This is a genomic window from Streptomyces sp. NPDC006733, assembly GCF_040636125.1.
In the GTDB taxonomy this organism is placed as follows: domain Bacteria; phylum Actinomycetota; class Actinomycetes; order Streptomycetales; family Streptomycetaceae; genus Actinacidiphila.
In genome coordinates, this window is the sequence record NZ_JBEYJD010000054.1 from 40,273 (window position 1) to 55,762 (window position 15,490).

General features: G+C 70.7%; 14 protein-coding genes. 4 read left to right on the forward strand and 10 right to left on the reverse strand.

The window, feature by feature from the left end:
• Positions 1-70: 70 nt before the first annotated feature.
• Both ABZ721_RS34520 and ABZ721_RS34525 read right to left on the reverse strand, forming a co-directional pair.
• Entirely contained in the window at positions 71-1,063 is a 993-nt protein-coding gene (locus ABZ721_RS34520) for a tRNA (adenine-N1)-methyltransferase (protein WP_358792745.1), read from the reverse strand.
• Between the two features lie 99 nt (positions 1,064-1,162).
• Positions 1,163-2,374 (reverse strand): site-2 protease family protein, encoded by a 1,212-nt coding sequence (locus ABZ721_RS34525; RefSeq protein ID WP_358792746.1) that lies wholly within the window; start codon positions 2,372-2,374, stop codon positions 1,163-1,165.
• A 140-nt stretch (positions 2,375-2,514) separates the two neighbouring features.
• Between ABZ721_RS34525 and ABZ721_RS34530 the strand changes: the two genes are divergently transcribed.
• From ABZ721_RS34530 to ABZ721_RS34545, 4 genes are all read left to right on the forward strand, one after another.
• A complete protein-coding gene (locus tag ABZ721_RS34530; protein ID WP_358792747.1) occupies positions 2,515-3,375 on the forward strand; it encodes a PD-(D/E)XK nuclease family protein in 861 nt (286 codons plus the stop codon).
• A gap of 40 nt (positions 3,376-3,415) precedes the next feature.
• Positions 3,416-4,087, forward strand: a complete 672-nt coding sequence (locus tag ABZ721_RS34535) for a response regulator transcription factor (RefSeq protein WP_358792748.1) — start codon at positions 3,416-3,418, stop codon at positions 4,085-4,087.
• A gap of 99 nt (positions 4,088-4,186) precedes the next feature.
• On the forward strand, positions 4,187-4,762 hold the full coding sequence (locus ABZ721_RS34540) for a GNAT family protein (protein WP_358792749.1): 576 nt from the start codon (positions 4,187-4,189) through the stop codon (positions 4,760-4,762).
• Between the two features lie 51 nt (positions 4,763-4,813).
• The gene (locus ABZ721_RS34545) at positions 4,814-5,797 is read left to right on the forward strand and encodes a sigma-70 family RNA polymerase sigma factor (RefSeq protein ID WP_358792750.1); all 984 of its coding nucleotides are present in this window, start codon (positions 4,814-4,816) and stop codon (positions 5,795-5,797) included.
• On the opposite strand, the gene ABZ721_RS34550 is transcribed toward ABZ721_RS34545, so the two are convergent.
• The 8 genes from ABZ721_RS34550 to ABZ721_RS34585 all read right to left on the reverse strand — a co-directional run bounded on the left by ABZ721_RS34550 (position 5,708) and on the right by ABZ721_RS34585 (position 15,434).
• Complete coding sequence (locus ABZ721_RS34550) at positions 5,708-6,148, reverse strand: STAS domain-containing protein (protein ID WP_358792751.1); 441 nt, start codon at positions 6,146-6,148, stop codon at positions 5,708-5,710. The genes ABZ721_RS34545 and ABZ721_RS34550 overlap by 90 nt on opposite strands.
• A gap of 110 nt (positions 6,149-6,258) precedes the next feature.
• The gene (locus tag ABZ721_RS34555; RefSeq protein WP_358792752.1) at positions 6,259-7,371 is read right to left on the reverse strand and encodes a MerR family transcriptional regulator; all 1,113 of its coding nucleotides are present in this window, start codon (positions 7,369-7,371) and stop codon (positions 6,259-6,261) included.
• 144 nt (positions 7,372-7,515) lie between these two features.
• Complete coding sequence (locus tag ABZ721_RS34560) at positions 7,516-9,114, reverse strand: ABC transporter substrate-binding protein (RefSeq protein ID WP_358792753.1); 1,599 nt, start codon at positions 9,112-9,114, stop codon at positions 7,516-7,518.
• Positions 9,115-9,143: 29 nt separating this feature from the next.
• A complete protein-coding gene (locus tag ABZ721_RS34565; protein ID WP_358792754.1) occupies positions 9,144-10,745 on the reverse strand; it encodes an ABC transporter substrate-binding protein in 1,602 nt (533 codons plus the stop codon).
• A gap of 106 nt (positions 10,746-10,851) precedes the next feature.
• Positions 10,852-12,156, reverse strand: coding sequence for an ABC transporter ATP-binding protein (locus ABZ721_RS34570; protein WP_358792755.1), 1,305 nt, complete (start codon positions 12,154-12,156; stop codon positions 10,852-10,854).
• 19 nt (positions 12,157-12,175) lie between these two features.
• On the reverse strand, positions 12,176-13,237 hold the full coding sequence (locus ABZ721_RS34575) for an ABC transporter ATP-binding protein (protein ID WP_358792756.1): 1,062 nt from the start codon (positions 13,235-13,237) through the stop codon (positions 12,176-12,178).
• Positions 13,234-14,412 carry an ABC transporter permease gene (locus ABZ721_RS34580; protein WP_358792757.1) on the reverse strand — a complete coding sequence of 393 codons (1,179 nt, stop codon included), beginning with the start codon at positions 14,410-14,412 and terminating at the stop codon, positions 13,234-13,236. The genes ABZ721_RS34575 and ABZ721_RS34580 overlap by 4 nt, the downstream gene beginning before the upstream one ends.
• Positions 14,412-15,434 (reverse strand): ABC transporter permease, encoded by a 1,023-nt coding sequence (locus ABZ721_RS34585; protein WP_358792758.1) that lies wholly within the window; start codon positions 15,432-15,434, stop codon positions 14,412-14,414. The genes ABZ721_RS34580 and ABZ721_RS34585 overlap by 1 nt, the downstream gene beginning before the upstream one ends.
• Positions 15,435-15,490: the final 56 nt, after the last annotated feature.

The following is a 15,490-nucleotide window of genomic DNA, read 5'->3' on the forward strand; positions in this document are numbered from 1 at the left end:
GGCGGGCGGGAGGGCCGGGGCGGCCAGAACGCGGAAGGCGCCGGTGCTTTTGGCGGGGTGTGGCCCGGTGCTACTCGGCGGGTGCCTCGGGGGCGGCCGGCACGTCGGCGGCCGGTGCCTCGACGGCGGGCGCCTCGGTGGCCGCGGCCGCGTCGGCGGCGGCTCGCTTGCTCCCGCTCTCGCTGCCGGGACCGGTGTAGTCCTCGCCGTACGAGCCCTTGGAGGGGCGGCGGCGGCGCATGGGCGGCTCCACGCCGTCGGCGAGCCGGCGGGCGGTGAGCAGGAAGCCGGTGTGCCCGATCATGCGGTGGTCGGGACGGACGGCGAGGCCCTCGACGTGCCAGTTGCGCACCATGGTCTCCCAGGCCGCGGGCTCGTTGAACGTGCCGTGCTCGCGGATGGACTCGACGGTGCGGGCCATCTGCGTGGTGGTGGCGACGTAGCAGCACAGGATGCCGCCGGGGACGAGCGCCTTGGAGACGGCGTCGAGGCACTCCCACGGGGCGAGCATGTCCAGGATGACGCGGTCGACGTCGGTGTCGGACAGGTTGTCCTGGAGGTCGCCGACGGTCAGCTGCCAGGCGGGGTGCTCCCCGCCGAAGTAGCGCTGGACGTTCTGGGAGGCGATCTCCGCGAAGTCGGCGCGGCGCTCGTAGGAGTGCAGCATGCCCTGGTCGCCGACGGCGCGCAGCAGGAAGGTGCTGAGCGATCCCGACCCGACTCCCGCTTCGACGACCCGGGCGCCGGGGAAGATGTCGGCCATCGACAGGATCTGCCCCGCGTCCTTGGGGTAGACCACCGCGGCACCGCGTGGCATGGACAGGACATAGTCGGGGAGCAGGGGGCGCAGCGCCAGGTAGGCGACGTTCCCCGTGGTACGGACAACACTTCCTTCGGGAGCACCGATCAACTCGTCGTGCTGGAAAGCGCCCTTGTGGGTGTGGAACTGCTTTCCGGCTTCGAGCGTGAAGGTGTAGTGGCGTCCCTTGGGGTCGGTGAGCTGGACCTGGTCCCCGACTTGGAATGGGCCGCGACGGCGGGCGGCACCGGTCGGTTCGGACATGCCCTCAGCCTAGCTCCTCTTTTCAGGGGCTCGGTTCGCCGCCGGGGCGCCGCGGCCCCTTCGGCTCACGCGCCGGGTGGTCCTCCCCGGCTGCTGGGCTCAGGTCTGCGGTCTGGCCATGGCGGCCAGGAAGGCCTTCTCCACGTCCGCGGTCGACAGGACTCCGTAGATCTCGCCCGTCGGCTCGACGACCAGGTACTCCGTCGACGGGGTCGCCCGCAGGGTGTCCAGCAGGTCCTCGCCCGCCAGCTCGGTGGAGACCCGCATGCCCGGCTTGAGGTCCTGGGCCAGGCCGCTGACCGCGACCCAGGGGCGCCGGTGCTCGGGGATGCCGACGATGGCGGCCTCGCGGACGACCGCGGTCGGGTCCCCCTGCCCGTCGACGACCACCAGGGCGCGGGCGCCCGCCTCGTTGGCGCGGCGCAGCGCCTCGGACAGCGGGGTGTCGGAGCTGACCGGCACGGCGCGCCGGGTGAGGGCGCGGGCGCGCAGGCCGGGGAGGCGTTCGCGCAGCCGGGCCATGCGCAGGCTGTTCCCGGCGCCGGTCCAGATGATGGCGGCGAGGATCGCGGCGAGCAGGGCGTCGGTGAGCGAGTCGAAGCCGCTGCTGTCGGCGGCGCTGTCGTAGGTGAGCAGGGGCAGGCCCAGGACGGCGATGGCCAGCGCGCGGCCGGTCCAGGCGGCGGCGACGGTGCCGCTCATCGGCTTGCCGGTGATCTTCCAGACGACGGCCCTGAGCATCCGGCCGCCGTCCAGCGGCAGGCCGGGCAGCAGGTTGAACACGGCGACGATCAGGTTGCTGATCATGAGGCCGGCGAGCAGCACGCCGGGGACGGTTCCGGGCTCGACGAGCTGCATGCCGCCGTAGAAGACCCCGGCCAGCACCAGGGACAGCAGCGGGCCGACGAAGGCGAGGACGAACTCGCGGCCCGGGGTCTCGGACTCCTTCTCGATCTCCGAGACGCCGCCGAAGAACTGCAGCTGGATGCGGCGGACGGGAAGGCCGAAGCGCAGGGCGGCGACGGTGTGCGCGAGCTCGTGGATGAGGACGGAGGCGTAGAAGGCGACGGCGAAGAAGAGCGAGACGAGGTAGCGGATGGTGCCCAGTTCCGGCAGCACCTCGTCGAGCTGGCCGCCGAAGACCCAGGTGATGAGGGCCGCGACCAGGAACCAGCTGGGGGCGACGTAGACCGGCACGCCGAAGACGCGGCCCATGAGGATGCCGCCGCCGGCTTCGCGCGGGCGCTTCTTCTGACCGTTCCCCGGCTGGGCCTGCGTGCCCTGGGACGGCGGTTGCCCGCTCTCGCTCACTGGTTCCCCTCGTTCATGTCTGAACCCTCGCACACCGGTCGAGTCGATCGTGTGACGCGAGGGGCTCTGCCATCGATGGTATTGCCCGGTGGTCCGCGGCCGACACCGGCTGTCGGCGGGAGGCCGTAGGGTCGTCTGCCATGGGCACCAGCACCGCAGACATCCCTCCCCGGCCACCGTCGTCGCTCTCCCCGTCACGGGCGGCGGACTTCATGCGGTGCCCGCTGCTGTACCGGCTGCGGGTGATCGACAAGCTGCCGGAGAAGCCGAGCGAGGCCGCCACCCGGGGCACCGTGGTGCACGCGGTGCTCGAGCGGCTCTTCGACGCGCCCGCCGTCGAGCGCACGGCGGACCGCGCCCGCGCGATGGTCCCGGGCGAGTGGGAGAAGCTGCTGGCCGCCCGCCCGGAGCTGGCCCAGCTGTTCGAGGTGGCGGACGCGCCGGCGCTCACCCGCTGGCTGGAGAGCGCCGAGCAGCTCGTCGACCGCTGGTTCACGCTGGAGGACCCGACGCGGCTGGAGCCCGCCGAGCGCGAGATGTACGTGGAGACGGTGCTGGACTCGGGGCTGACGCTGCGCGGGTACGTCGACCGGCTCGACGTGGCGCCCTCCGGCGACCTGCGGGTGGTCGACTACAAGACGGGCAAGGCGCCGCGCCCGGAGTACGCCGGCGAGGCGCTGTTCCAGATGAAGTTCTACGCCCTGGTGCTGTGGCGGCTGCGCGGTGTGGTGCCGCGCCGGCTGCAGCTGGTCTACCTGGGCAGCGGCGACGTGATCACGTACGACCCGTCCGAGGCGGACCTGCGGAGCGTGGAGCGCAAGCTGCTGGCGCTGTGGGACGCGATCCGGGAGGCGACCACGACCGGCCGATGGCTGCCGCGGCGGTCCAAGCTGTGCGGCTGGTGCGACCACCAGGCGTTCTGTCCGGAGTTCGGGGGCACTCCCCCGCCCTATCCGCTGCCGCTCCCGGCCCCCGCGCCGTCCGGGGACGACCTGCTCTAGGCAAGAATGGGGCGGGTCCGGCAACGACGAGGGAGATCTTGTGGCGATTCGCGTCCTACTGGTGGACGACCAGCCGCTGCTGCGTACCGGGTTCCGCATGATCCTGGAGGCGGAGCCGGACCTTGCCGTGATCGGTGAGGCCGGGGACGGCCAGCAGGCCCTGGACCAGGTGCGGGCGCTGCAGCCCGACGTGGTGCTGATGGACATCCGGATGCCGCGGATGGACGGGGTCGAGGCGACCCGGCAGATCACCGGCCCCGGGCGGGACGGGCCGGCGAAGGTCCTGGTGCTGACCACCTTCGACCTGGACGAGTACGTGGTGGAGGCGCTGCGCGCCGGTGCCAGCGGCTTCCTGCTCAAGGACGCGCCGGCCGCCGAGCTGGTGCAGGCCATCCGGGTGGTCGCGGCGGGTGAGGCCATGCTCGCGCCGAGCATCACCCGCCGGCTGCTGGACAAGTACGCGGGACGGCTGCCCTCCGGTGAGGACTCGGTGCCGCAGCCGCTGCACACGCTGACCGAGCGCGAGGTCGAGGTGCTGAAGCTGGTCGCCCGCGGGCTGTCGAACGCGGAGATCGCGGCGGAGCTGTTCGTCAGCGAGACGACCGTCAAGACCCATGTCGGCCACGTGCTGACCAAGCTGGGGCTCCGCGACCGGGTCCAGGCGGCGGTGTACGCGTACGAGAGCGGTCTGGTGCGCCCCGGGGCGAACTGAGAGCGGCCGGAAGGGGTCCGGGAGAGCGGCCGGAACGGGGCCGGACGGCCGGGCACGCCCCCGTGACCGCGCCGCTCGCCGGTGGGTAACGTCCCGGGCATGCAGACCACTCTTCACGGCGCCTCGGTCACGCTGCGTCCGGCCACGGCCGCCGACATCCCCGCGCTCGCCGCGATCCGCCGCACGCCGGAGGTGTACGCGCGGTGGCGCGGCGACCCGGACGGCATGGCCGCGTCCATCGCGGAGGACTTCGCCGAGCCGGACACCGAGCACTTCGTCATCGAGTACGGGGGCCGGGTGGCGGGCGCGATCCAGTGGAGCGCCGAGGAGGAGCCCGACTACCGGCACGCGAACATCGACATCTACCTCGACCCCGCCTGCCACGGCCGGGGGCTGGGCACCGACGCCGTCCGCACCCTCGTCGGCCATCTGATCGCCGCCCACGGGCACCACCGGCTGATCATCGATCCGGCGGCCGACAACGTGGCCGCGATCCGCTGCTACACCAAGGCCGGGTTCCGTCCGGTCGGCATCATGCGCGACTACGAGCGCGGGCCCGACGGGACGTGGCACGACAGCCTGATGATGGACCTGCTCGCCCGTGACCTGCCCGCCGAGGACGGCACGGCGCCCGGCCCGGCGGATCCCGGGGGCGTTGTCACACCCCCCGCCTAGGATGCGTGTGACGGCCGGAGCTGACGGCCGACGGTCGACAAGGGGCCTGGGATGAGTGATCTCGCGGCAAGGGACGGCGTGGCTTCCGAGCTGCTTCTGGAGCAGCACCGGGTGGAGCTGACGGGCTACTGCTACCGGATGCTGGGTTCGGCGTTCGAGTCCGAGGACGCAGTCCAGGAGACGATGGTCCGGGCGTGGCGGAGCTTCGACCGGTTCGAGGGCCGCTCGTCGCTGCGGTCGTGGCTGTACCGCATCGCCACCAACGTCTGCCTGGACATGCTCAAGGCGCGCGAGCGCCGGGCCCGGCCGATGGACCTCGCCTCCCCCGTCGCGTCCTCGTCGCCGCTGACCCCGGCGCTGCCGGAGGCGACGTGGATCGAGCCGATGCCCGACGCGCGGATGCTGCCCGCGGGCGGCGACCCGGCCGAGGTGGCCGCGCAGCGCGACTCGGTGCGGCTGGCGTTCGTCGCCGCGCTGCAGCACCTGGCGCCCCGGCAGCGTGCGGTGCTGATCCTGCGGGAGGTGCTGGCGTGGAAGGCCAGCGAGGTCGCCGAGCTGCTGGACACGACGGTGGCGTCGGTCAACAGCGCCCTGCAGCGGGCCCGTTCGGCGCTCGCCGCGGGCGACGTCACCACCGGTGACCCGGCCCGGCCGATGGACGAGGCGCAGCGCGTGCTGCTGGCCCGCTACGTCGACGCCTTCGAGCGCTACGACCTGGACTCGCTGACCGAGCTGCTGCGGGAGGACGCGACGCTGTCGATGCCGCCGTACGAGCTGTGGTTCCGCGGCCACGCGGATATCCGCGGCTGGATGCTCGGCACCGGCATAGGCTGCGCGGGCTCGCGGCTGGTGCCGGTGACGGCGAACGGCTCACCGGCCTTCGGCCAGTACCGGCCCGCCTCCGACGGCGGCCATCTGCCGTGGGCGCTGCAGGTCATCGAGATCTCAGGGGACCGGATCACCGGGATCAACGCGTTCCTGGACACCGAGCACCTCTTCCCGCTGTTCGGGCTGCCCCCGCGGCTGGAGCCCTGAGGGCAGCGGCTCCGCCGGTTCCAGCGGCAGCACGTCCCGCAGGCCCGTCAGGGCCAGCAGGCCGCGCAGGGGGCCGCCCGCGGCGCGCAGCCGGATGCGGCTGCCGAGCCGCCGGGCGGTGAGCTGCAGCCGGGCCAGGGCTTCGACGGTGGCCGCGTCCGGCTCGGTGAGCGCGGCCACGTCGCAGGTCACCCAGCCGGGCTCGACGCCGTGCAGGCGGTCCCGCAGCCGCGCGCACAGCTCGGGGACGGCGGCGCGGGTCAGCGGGCCGGCCAGGACCCAGACGACCGTGTCCGGGCCCTGGTCCGGCTGCCGTATCGGCCGCTCGGGCACCTCGTCGACTGCGCTCACCGTCGGCCTCCTGTCGTGGGTCCTCCCCTCAACAGACCGGCCCGCGGCCCGGAACTCATCGCCGACGGGTTCCGGCCACCTCCGGGCACCCCCGGCCGCGCCCGCAGCGGCTACGGAGCGGGTTCGTCGCCGACGACGTCGGCGACGGCGCAGCTGACGTTGTCCGGCCCGCCGCCCGCGTTCGCCAGCGCGATCAGCTCGCGGACGGCCTGCTCGGGCTCGGTGACCGCAGCGAGCACCCGGTGGATGTCGGGGCCGGGCACGACGGCGGTCAGGCCGTCGGAGCACAGCAGGTAGCGGTCGCCGGGCAGTGCGTCGTGCAGCCGCAGGTCGGCGGCGGCCGTGTCGCCGCCGTCGAGGGCGCGCAGCAGCAGCGTCCGCTGCGGGTGCGAGGCCGCCTCCCCCGGGCTGAGGCGGCCGTCGTCGACCATCGACTGGACGAGGGTGTGGTCGTGGGTGATCTGGAAGAGCTCGCCGCCGCGCAGCAGATAGGCGCGCGAGTCGCCGATGTGGACGAGGGCGAGCTGCGATCCGGTCCACACCATGGCGGTCAGGGTCGTTCCCAGCCCCTGGAGGGAGGGATCGGTCTCGGCGAGCCCCCGTACGGCCTCGTTGGCCTGCCGTACGGCGTTCTCCAGGGTGTTGAGGAGCGTGCCCGCGGGCACGCCGGGCTGTGTGCCCGCGGCGTCGCCCCCGGCGGCGAGGTCCAGCCGTCGGAGCGCGTCGATGGCGGCGGCGCTCGCGGGCGCCCCGCCGGCGCCGAACCCGTCGGCGACGGCGAGCAGCCGTGCCCCGGCGTAGGCCGCGTCCTGGTTGCTCTCGCGGATCAGGCCGGTGTCGGTGAGGGCGGCGTAGCGGATCGTCAGAGGTGTTCCGGGCCGGTCCATGGCGGTGTCCTTCCGTGACAGGTGGTCGACGAGGAAGGTCGCGAGGTCCCGCCGGACGCCGGTGTCGGACTCGACCTGCGCCCAGTAGGCGGCGACGGCCGCGGCCGCCGCGCCCGGCGCCAGGTCGCACACCACCCGGATGCGCGCCAGCGGCATCCCGAGCCGGCGCAGCCACGCCACCAGCCCGGCCCGTTCCAGCTGCGCCGGATCGTAGAACCGGTAGCCGGTGAGCGGGTCGACGCGGGCGGGCGGCAGCAGTCCGAGTTCGTCGTACAGGCGCAGCGCCTTGGGCGACAGGCCGGACGCGTGCCCGAACTCCCCGATCGTCAGCAGCACCGTGCTCGCCTCCTCCCGCCGGGCGCTGTGCCCGGCTGCCCCGATGCTGCGGTCTGCCCCAAGGGCAAGGTCAACCCCGGCCGTCCGGGCCCATGGGAACGGGCCCGGACGACCGTGTCGTCCGAGCCCGTCCCGATGCCGTGATCAGCCGGTCACACCGCGTCCCAGCTCCCAGAACTGGGTCGTGGAGGACGCGTTGAGGGTCCACTCGGTGCCCGTGATGTCCTTGCGGGCGGCGAGGTACTGCTTGCCCTGCCACAGCGGCAGCAGCGGCACGTCGCTGGCGATGATCTTCTGCACGTTGGCGAAGTCGGAGAAGGTGGCGCTGCGCTGCGTCTTCTGCCGGGTGGCGTTGATCAGCTGGCCCTGGATGGCCGGGTTCGCGTACGCCAGCTCGAGGAAGTTGTCCTTGCCGAGGAACGGCGCGACGTAGTTGTCCGGGTCCGGGAAGTCGGGGAACCAGCCCATGCCGTACACCTGGTACTGGTGCTTGCGCCCGCCGTCGGTGTACGCGTGCCAGTCGGCGACCGGCTGCAGCTTGATCTTGAACAGCCCGCTGGCGTCCAGCTGCTTCTTGAGCAGCTCGAACTCGGCCTTGGTCGCCTCGCCGTAGTGCTCGGTCGTGTACGTGAGCGTCAGCTCGACCGGCGTGGTGATGTCGGCGTCCTTGAGCGTCTTGCGGGCCTTCGCCGCGCTCGGCTCGCCGTAGGCGTTGTAGAACGAGGTGGCGTGGGCGGTGATGCCCGCGGGGACCATCGAGTACAGCGGCTCGGCGGTGCGCTTGTAGACGTCGCGCGTGATGGCCTGCCGGTCCACGACCTGGGCGAAGGCCTCGCGGACCGCCTTCTGCTTCACGACCGGGTCGGCCGTGTTGAAGACCAGGTAGCGGATCTCGGTGCCGGCCGTCTCGGTCAGCTTCACGTTGCCGCTGGTGCTGATGTTGAGCCGGTTGAGCTGCTCGGGCGTCATCGTCCGGTTCATGACGTCGATGTCACCGGCCTCGAGCGCCTTCTCCATCTCCGTGGAGGTCTTGAAGAACTTGAGCTCGATCTTGCTGTTGTTCAGCTTGATCGTGCCCTTGTAGTGCGGGTTCTTCGTGAAGACCGCCGACTCGCCCTCCTTGAAGGACGACAGCTGGTACGGGCCGGAGCCCGTCATGTCGAAGCCCGGGTGCTGCTTCTTCGCGTCGTACACCTGGCTGTCCACGATCGCCGCGGCGGGCGTGGCCAGCTTGTACGGGAAGGTGGCGTCGGGGTCCTTGAGGTGGAAGACGACCGTGGCGTCGTCCGGCGTCTCGACCTTGTCGATGTTGGTGAGAAGGCTGTAGGGGCCGTTCTCGTCCTTGATCGTCAGCATGCGGTCAATGGAGAACTTCACGTCCTTGGACGTGAGCTCGTGGCCGTTGGAGAACTCCAGCCCGTCCCGCAGGGTGCAGCGGTACTGCTCGCCGATGCCGTCGGCGAAGTGGCACTCCTTGGCGGCCTCGGGCTCGGGGTCCGTGCCGCTGCGGGGGTAGCGCAGCAGTGTCTGGAACGTGTTGTAGAAGACGTTCCAGGTCTGGATGTCGTACCCCGTGACGGGGTCCAGCGGCGCCGGCGTGTCCTTCGTCATGTGGAACTCGTCGGTGGTGCCGAAGACGATCGCCTTGCCGTCGTCCCCACTGCCACTGCCGGATCCACAACCGGCGAGCACGGGCGTCATCAGACCCACGACTATCGGCAGCGCAAGCAGCTTGCGATTCATCCTCGACGTTCTCCCTATGTATGTGCTGATCAACCCGTCACACCCCGCCCGAGTTCCCAGAACTGGGTCGTGGTGGAGGAGTTGAGCGCCCATTCCACGCCGGTGATGTCACTGCGGGCAGCGATGTACTGCTTGCCCTGCCACAGCGGCAGCATCGGCACGTCCTGGGCGATGATCTTCTGTGCGGTCTCGAAGTCACTGATGGTGGCGCTGCGCTGGGACTGCTGGCGGGTCTGCGGGATCACCTGGCGCTGGATGACCTCGCTCTGGTAGGGCAGCTTGAGGAAGTTGCCCTTGTCGAAGAACGGCGCGATGTAGTTGTCCGGGTCCGGGAAGTCCGGCAGCCAGCTCAGAGCGTAGGCGGCGTACTTGTGCTGCTTCGCCTGCGAGATGAAGACGCTCCACTCCTCGCTCTTGAGCGTGACGTCGAACAGGCCGCTCGCGTCGAGCTGCGCCTTGATCGCCTCGGCCTCCTCCTTGTTGCTGGAGCCGGCGAGGTCCTTGCGGTACCAGTAGTCGAAGGCGACCTTGTCGTCGATCCCGGCCGCGTGCAGCAGTGCCTTGGCCTTGGCCGTGCTCGGGTCGCCGTAGGCCTTGAAGAACGAGTTGGCGTGGCTGGTGATGCCGACCGGGACCGGCGAGTACAGCGGCTCCGCGGTCCGCTGGAAGACGTCGCGGGTCAGCGCCTGGCGGTCCAGGATCTGGGCGACGGCCTGCCGGACGGCCTTGGGCCGCACGGCGGGGTCCGTGGTGTCGAAGAACAGGTAGCGGGCCTCGGTGCCGGCCGCCTCGGTGAGCTTGACCTTGTCACCGTCGCCGGCCTTGAGCAGCCGGTTGATCTGGTCGGGGCGCATGGTGCGGGTGGCGACGTCGACGGTGCCCTTCTTGAGCTCCGCCTCCATCGTGTCCGCGGACGTGAACATCCGCAGCTCCACCTTGCTGTTGTTCAGCTTCAGGGAGCCCTTGTAGCTGGTGTTCTTGGAGAAGACGGCCGTGTCGCCCTGCTTGAAGTCGGCCAGCGTGTAGGCGCCGGAGCCGGTGATCCGCAGCCCGTCGTAGGGCTTGTCCGCAGGGTAGACCTCGCTGTCCACGATCGCCGCGGCGGGCGTGGCCAGCTTGAGCGGGAAGGTGGTGTCCGGCGCCTTGAGGCGGAAGACCACCGTCCGGTCGTCGGTCGCCTGCACGGCGGCCACGCCGGATATCAGCGACGCGGGCCCGTTGTCGCTGTTGATCCTCAGCATGCGGTCGATCGAGAACTTGACGTCCTCGGCCGTCAGCGCGTGGCCGTTGGAGAAGCTGAGCCCCTTGCGGAGCGTGCACCTGTACACCTGCCCCACCTGGTCGCTGAAGCCGCAGGACTCCGCGGCGTCGGGTTCCGGGGTGGTGCCGCTGCGCGGGTAGCGCAGCAGCATCTGGAAGGTGTTGTAGAAGATGTTCCACGTGGCGCTGTCGTACGACGTCGCCGGATCCAGGGGCGAGGGGTTCTCCTTGGTCAGCTTGATGCTGTCCGTGGTCCCGACGACGATGGGCTTACCGCTGCTGTCACCACCGCTGCCCGAATCGCCGCAGCCGGCGAGGGCGGATGCGACGACGCCGACCAGCGTCGCCGGCACCAGTAGCTTACGGTTCATCCTCGTCGTTCTCCCTCGGGTCCTTCAGAGCTCAGCGGTTCCTTACCGTTCCCGGGCGGGCGACGCGACTCCCGCGCCGCCCGCCACCGTGTGGGTGATGACGCGGTTATCCGCCGGATCCGGGGTACAGGTGGCAGGCCACCTGGACGTCCGTTTCCGGCAGCAGGGTGAGTCGCGGGTCCTGTGATGGCGAGAACTCCACCACGGCCCGGCCGCCTTCGGCGTGCATCGTGATCACGCCCCGCCAGAAGGGCTCGCGCGGCTCGGCCGCCGAGGCCTCCTCACGGAGTCGGCGGAGGTATTCCAGCACATCTTCCGCGCTGTGGCCCTTGCCGGGGGCCACTGCGGCAGAAGTGACCCCTGATTCGGAGAGCGCGTCAAGATCGCCGAACAGTGCCCGCTCCTTGCCCGCCTCCTCCGGAGACAGTTCCAGCCACCGGCGTTCCAGCAGGCCACGCAGGTCGCGGGCCTCCCAGCCGCAGCCGGCCAGCGCGACCGGGCAGCGGGGGTGGAAGGAGCAGCCCAGCGGCGGCCTGGCCGCGTCCGGAATCTCGCCGCGCAGCAGTTCGCGCTCGACGGCGAGGGTCGGGTCGGGCTCGGGGATCGCCGCCAGCAGCGCCTTGGTGTACGGGTGCTTGGGGTCGGCGAAGACCTCCGCGGTGGGCCCGTACTCCACGATCCGGCCGAGGTACATGATCGCGATGGTGTCGCAGAAGAACTTCGCGCTGGCCAGGTCGTGCGTCACGTAGACGTACGTCAGGTCCAGGTCCCGCTTGAGGTCCAGCATCAGCTGCAGGATCTTGGCGCGGACGCTCATGTCGAGCATGGAGATCGGCTCGTCCGCGACGAGGAGCTCCGGCTCGGCGATGATCGCGCGGGCCAGCACGGCCCGCTGCTTCTGGCCGCCGGACAGGTCGCCGGGGAACTTCGTCAGGTACCGCTCGGGCGGGGTCAGGCCGACCCGCTCCATGGCGTCGATGACCTTGGCGTCGTACTCGGCGTCGCTGCTCACCAGGTTGTGGATGCGCAGCGGGTGGCCGACGGCGGTGCGGATGTCCATCGCCGGGTTGAGCGAGGCGTGCGGGTCCTGGAAGACCATCTGCAGCTTGCGGCGCAGCGGGCGCATCTTGCGCTCACCGAACTCGGTGATGTCCTCGCCGCGGTAGCGGATGGTGCCGCCGGTGGCGCGGTTCATGCCCAGCAGGGTCCGCCCGAGGGTGGTCTTGCCGGAGCCGGACTCGCCGACCAGGCCGAGCACCTCGCCCTTGCGCAGCTTGATGTTCACGCCGTCGACGGCCTTGACCGCGCCGGCCGCCTTGCCGGAGAGCCGGCCGAAGACGTTGCCCCGCATGCCGAAGTGGACCTGCAGGTCCTCCATCTCGATCAGCGTCTCGCGGTCGTCGAGTGCCACGACACCGCTCGCTTCTGTTTCAGGCTTCGTCAGCAACGCTGATCTCCTTCACGGCGGCGAGCGGCTCGAGCCCACCCGTTCCCAACTCGTCGGCCATCGAGGGGTCGACCTCGATCGCCTGCTGCCAGCAGACGCTGTGCACGCCGGACGGCAGGACCACCTCGGGCGGCTCCACCTTCGCGCATCCCTGCATCGCCACCGGGCAGCGCGGGCTGAACCGGCAGCCCTCCGGGGGGTGCACCAGGTCCGGGGGGCTGCCCGGGATGAAGTGCAGTCCGGTGGTGGAGAGCGAGATCGTGGAGCGGAGCAGCTCCTTGGTGTACGGGTGCTGCGGGTTCGCGAACACTTCGCGGGCATCGCCCTGCTCGACGATGTGGCCCGCGTACATCACCGCGACCCGGTCGCACGCTTCGGCGACGATACCGAGGTTGTGGGTGATCAGCACAAGGGATGTGTCGAAGTTCTTGCGCAAATCAGCAAGGATTTTGATGATCTGGGCTTCGACGAGGACATCGAGCGCCGTGGTGGGCTCGTCCGCGACGATGAACGCCGGGCGCAGCACGAGGGCGAGCGCGATCATGATGCGCTGGCGCATACCGCCCGAGAACTCGTGCGGGTAGCTCTCGTACCGGCTGGCGGGGATGCCCATACCGGCCAGCGCCTCGATGGCGCGCTCGCGCAGCTCCTTCTTGGGGAGGTCCTTGTGGTGCGCGTGCAGGGCCTCCTCGAAGTGCTGGGAGATCCGCATCAGCGGGTTGAGCCGGGTCATCGGCTCCTGGAAGATCAGCCCGAGGTCCGGGCCGCGCAGCTTCTGCAGCTCCTTGGCCGGCAGGCCGACCAGGTTGCGGCCCCTGCCGCCCTTGCTGTTCAGGATCACCTCACCGTCGACGGCGGCGACGCTGGGCGCCAGGCCCAGCACGCCGCGGCCGAGGGTGGACTTGCCGCAGCCGGACTCGCCGACGAGGCCGAGGGTCTCGCCGGGGCGGACGTCGAAGCTGACGCCGTCGACGGCGCGGACCGGTCCGCGTTCGGTGCCGTACCAGACGCGCAGGTCGCGTACGGAAAGGACAGGTTCGGTCATTTCGCGGCCTCCCCTTCTTCTGCGGTTGCTGCGGGTGCGGTGGTCGTGGCGGGTGCCGCCGCGGTGGGTGGTGCGGCCGCTGCGGATTCCGCGGACTGCGCGGGCACCGTGGTGGCCGCGGTCTTCGCGGTCACCACAGTCCCCGCGGGCTGCGCGGTCCCGGCGGTGACCAGGCGGCGGGTGAACGTCGGCAGCAGCACCTTGGTGATGCGGCGGCGGCGCATGGTCGGGTTGAGGACGTCGTTGAGGCCCTCACCGAGCAGCGTGAAGCCGAGGATGGCGATCACCATGGCGGCGCCGGGGTAGACGGTGGTCCACCACATGCCGGCGTTGGCGTCGTCGATCGCGCGGTCGAGGTCGTAGCCCCACTCGGCGGCGTCGGTGGGCTGGATGCCGAGGCCCAGGAAGCCCAGGCCGGCCAGCGTGCCGATGGCGTCGGCGGCGTTCATCGTGCCGATGACGGGCACCGACTGGATCACGTTGCCGAACAGGTACTTGCGGATCACCACGGAGGGCTTGGCGCCCATCGCGCGGGCCGCCTCCACGAAGGTGGCCTCACGGGCGGAGAGCGCCGAGGCGCGGACCACCCGGAAGTACTGCGGGATGTAGACCACGGTGATCGACAGCGCGGCGGTCACCACGCCTCCGCCGGTGATGCCGGAGAAGACGAAGCCGGTGACGATGGCGAGCAGCAGGTACGGGAACGCGAACAGCGCGTCCATCACCAGCACGAGGATGCGGTCGAGCCAGCCGCCGAAGTAGCCCGACAGGAGGCCCAGGAGGACCCCCAGGACGAGCGAGAAGACGACGGCGAGGACCATCACCTCCAGCGCGGTACGGGCGCCGTAGACGGTCCTGGAGACCACGTCCAGGCTCTGCACGGTGGTACCGAACCAGTGGTCGCCGTCCGGCGCCCCCTGCTTCGGGAAGTTCTTGCCGCCGGACTGGTAGGTGTCGAAGTCGTACGGCGCGATCAGCGGCGCGAAGACCGCGGTGATCACGAAGAGCGCCGTGAGGACCGCACCGGTCCACAGCATGAACTTCGGCACGCCGTGGGCCTGCCGGACGGCGATCACGATGCGTCGCAGACCGCCGAAGCGGACGGACTTTCCGGACTTCGGAGCCTTGGGGGTGATCTCCGGGTCGACCGGAACGGGGAGCGTTGTCTGGGTCATCAGTACCGCACCCTCGGGTCGATCAGCGCGTTGACGAAGTCGATCAGCATGCTGATCGCGACGACGACGAGGGCGAAGACGGTGACGATGCCCTGGACGGCGACGTAGTCGCGCTGGGTGATGTAGTCGATGAGCTGGCGGCCGATACCGGGCCAGTTGAAGATCTTCTCGGTGAGCACCGCGCCGCTGAGCAGCATCGCGACCTGGAGACCGAGGACGGTGATCACCGGGACCATGGCGTTGCGGAAGGCGTGCCGTCCGACGACGGCGCTCTCCTTCACACCGCGGGCGCGGGCCGCCTCGATGTAGTCGCCCTGCAGCGACTGGATCAGGTTGATGCGGATCATGCGGATGAAGACACCGACGATGATCAGGCCGAGCGCGATCGAGGGCAGGAGCAGGTGGGTGGCGATGTCGCTCACCGCGTCCCAGTCGCCCGCGATCATGGCGTCCACGACGAGGATGTGCGTCTGCGTCGGCACGTTCAGCTGCACCAGCGGCGAGGCCTGGCCGCCGGTGTCGCCGACGAGGTCGCCGAAGCCGAGGATCAGCAGCGGCCCGGCGACGGTGACCGGCACGGCGTAGCTGAGGATGCCGAAGAGCCGGCCGCCCACGTCGACCGCGCTGTCCCGCAGCCGGCCCGCGAGCAGGCCCACCGGGATGCCGATGACGGTCGCGAAGACCAGTGCCCCGAAGGTCAGGGTGAGGGTGGCGCCGCCGTTCTCGATGATGACGTCGCGCACGCTGCGGCGGTCGGAGAACGTGGTGCCGAAGTTCAGGGTGACGACGGACTTCAGGTAGTCCCAGAACTGCTGGTACAGCGGGGCGTCGAAGCCCGCGGCATGCTTTCTCGCGGCGAGTTCCGCCGCGTTGAGCTTGCCGCCCTGGGAGGCCGAGATGGGATCACCGGGGGCCACCCGCATCAGGACGAAGACCATCACCAGCAGGATGAGGACCATGGGGATTGCGAGCGCGATCCTGATGAGGATGTAGCGGCGCAGTGACCCGGACTGCTTGCTCATGGAGGGGTGTCTTTCTTAGCCGGAGTGGCGGCCGGCCCGCGGGGGAGTCACTCCCC

Excerpts from the sequence above, each read along its gene's own strand:
- ABZ721_RS34540 (WP_358792749.1), top strand. The coding sequence starts at position 4,187 with ATGCAGACCACTCTTCACGGCGCCTCGGTCACGCTGCGTCCGGCCACG.
- ABZ721_RS34520 (WP_358792745.1), bottom strand. The coding sequence starts at position 1,063 with ATGTCCGAACCGACCGGTGCCGCCCGCCGTCGCGGCCCATTCCAAGTC.
- ABZ721_RS34565 (WP_358792754.1), bottom strand. The coding sequence starts at position 10,745 with ATGAACCGTAAGCTACTGGTGCCGGCGACGCTGGTCGGCGTCGTCGCA.
- ABZ721_RS34560 (WP_358792753.1), bottom strand. The coding sequence starts at position 9,114 with ATGAATCGCAAGCTGCTTGCGCTGCCGATAGTCGTGGGTCTGATGACG.
- ABZ721_RS34575 (WP_358792756.1), bottom strand. The coding sequence starts at position 13,237 with ATGACCGAACCTGTCCTTTCCGTACGCGACCTGCGCGTCTGGTACGGC.
- ABZ721_RS34545 (WP_358792750.1), top strand. The coding sequence starts at position 4,814 with ATGAGTGATCTCGCGGCAAGGGACGGCGTGGCTTCCGAGCTGCTTCTG.
- ABZ721_RS34580 (WP_358792757.1), bottom strand. The coding sequence starts at position 14,412 with ATGACCCAGACAACGCTCCCCGTTCCGGTCGACCCGGAGATCACCCCC.
- ABZ721_RS34585 (WP_358792758.1), bottom strand. The coding sequence starts at position 15,434 with ATGAGCAAGCAGTCCGGGTCACTGCGCCGCTACATCCTCATCAGGATC.
- ABZ721_RS34530 (WP_358792747.1), top strand. The coding sequence starts at position 2,515 with ATGGGCACCAGCACCGCAGACATCCCTCCCCGGCCACCGTCGTCGCTC.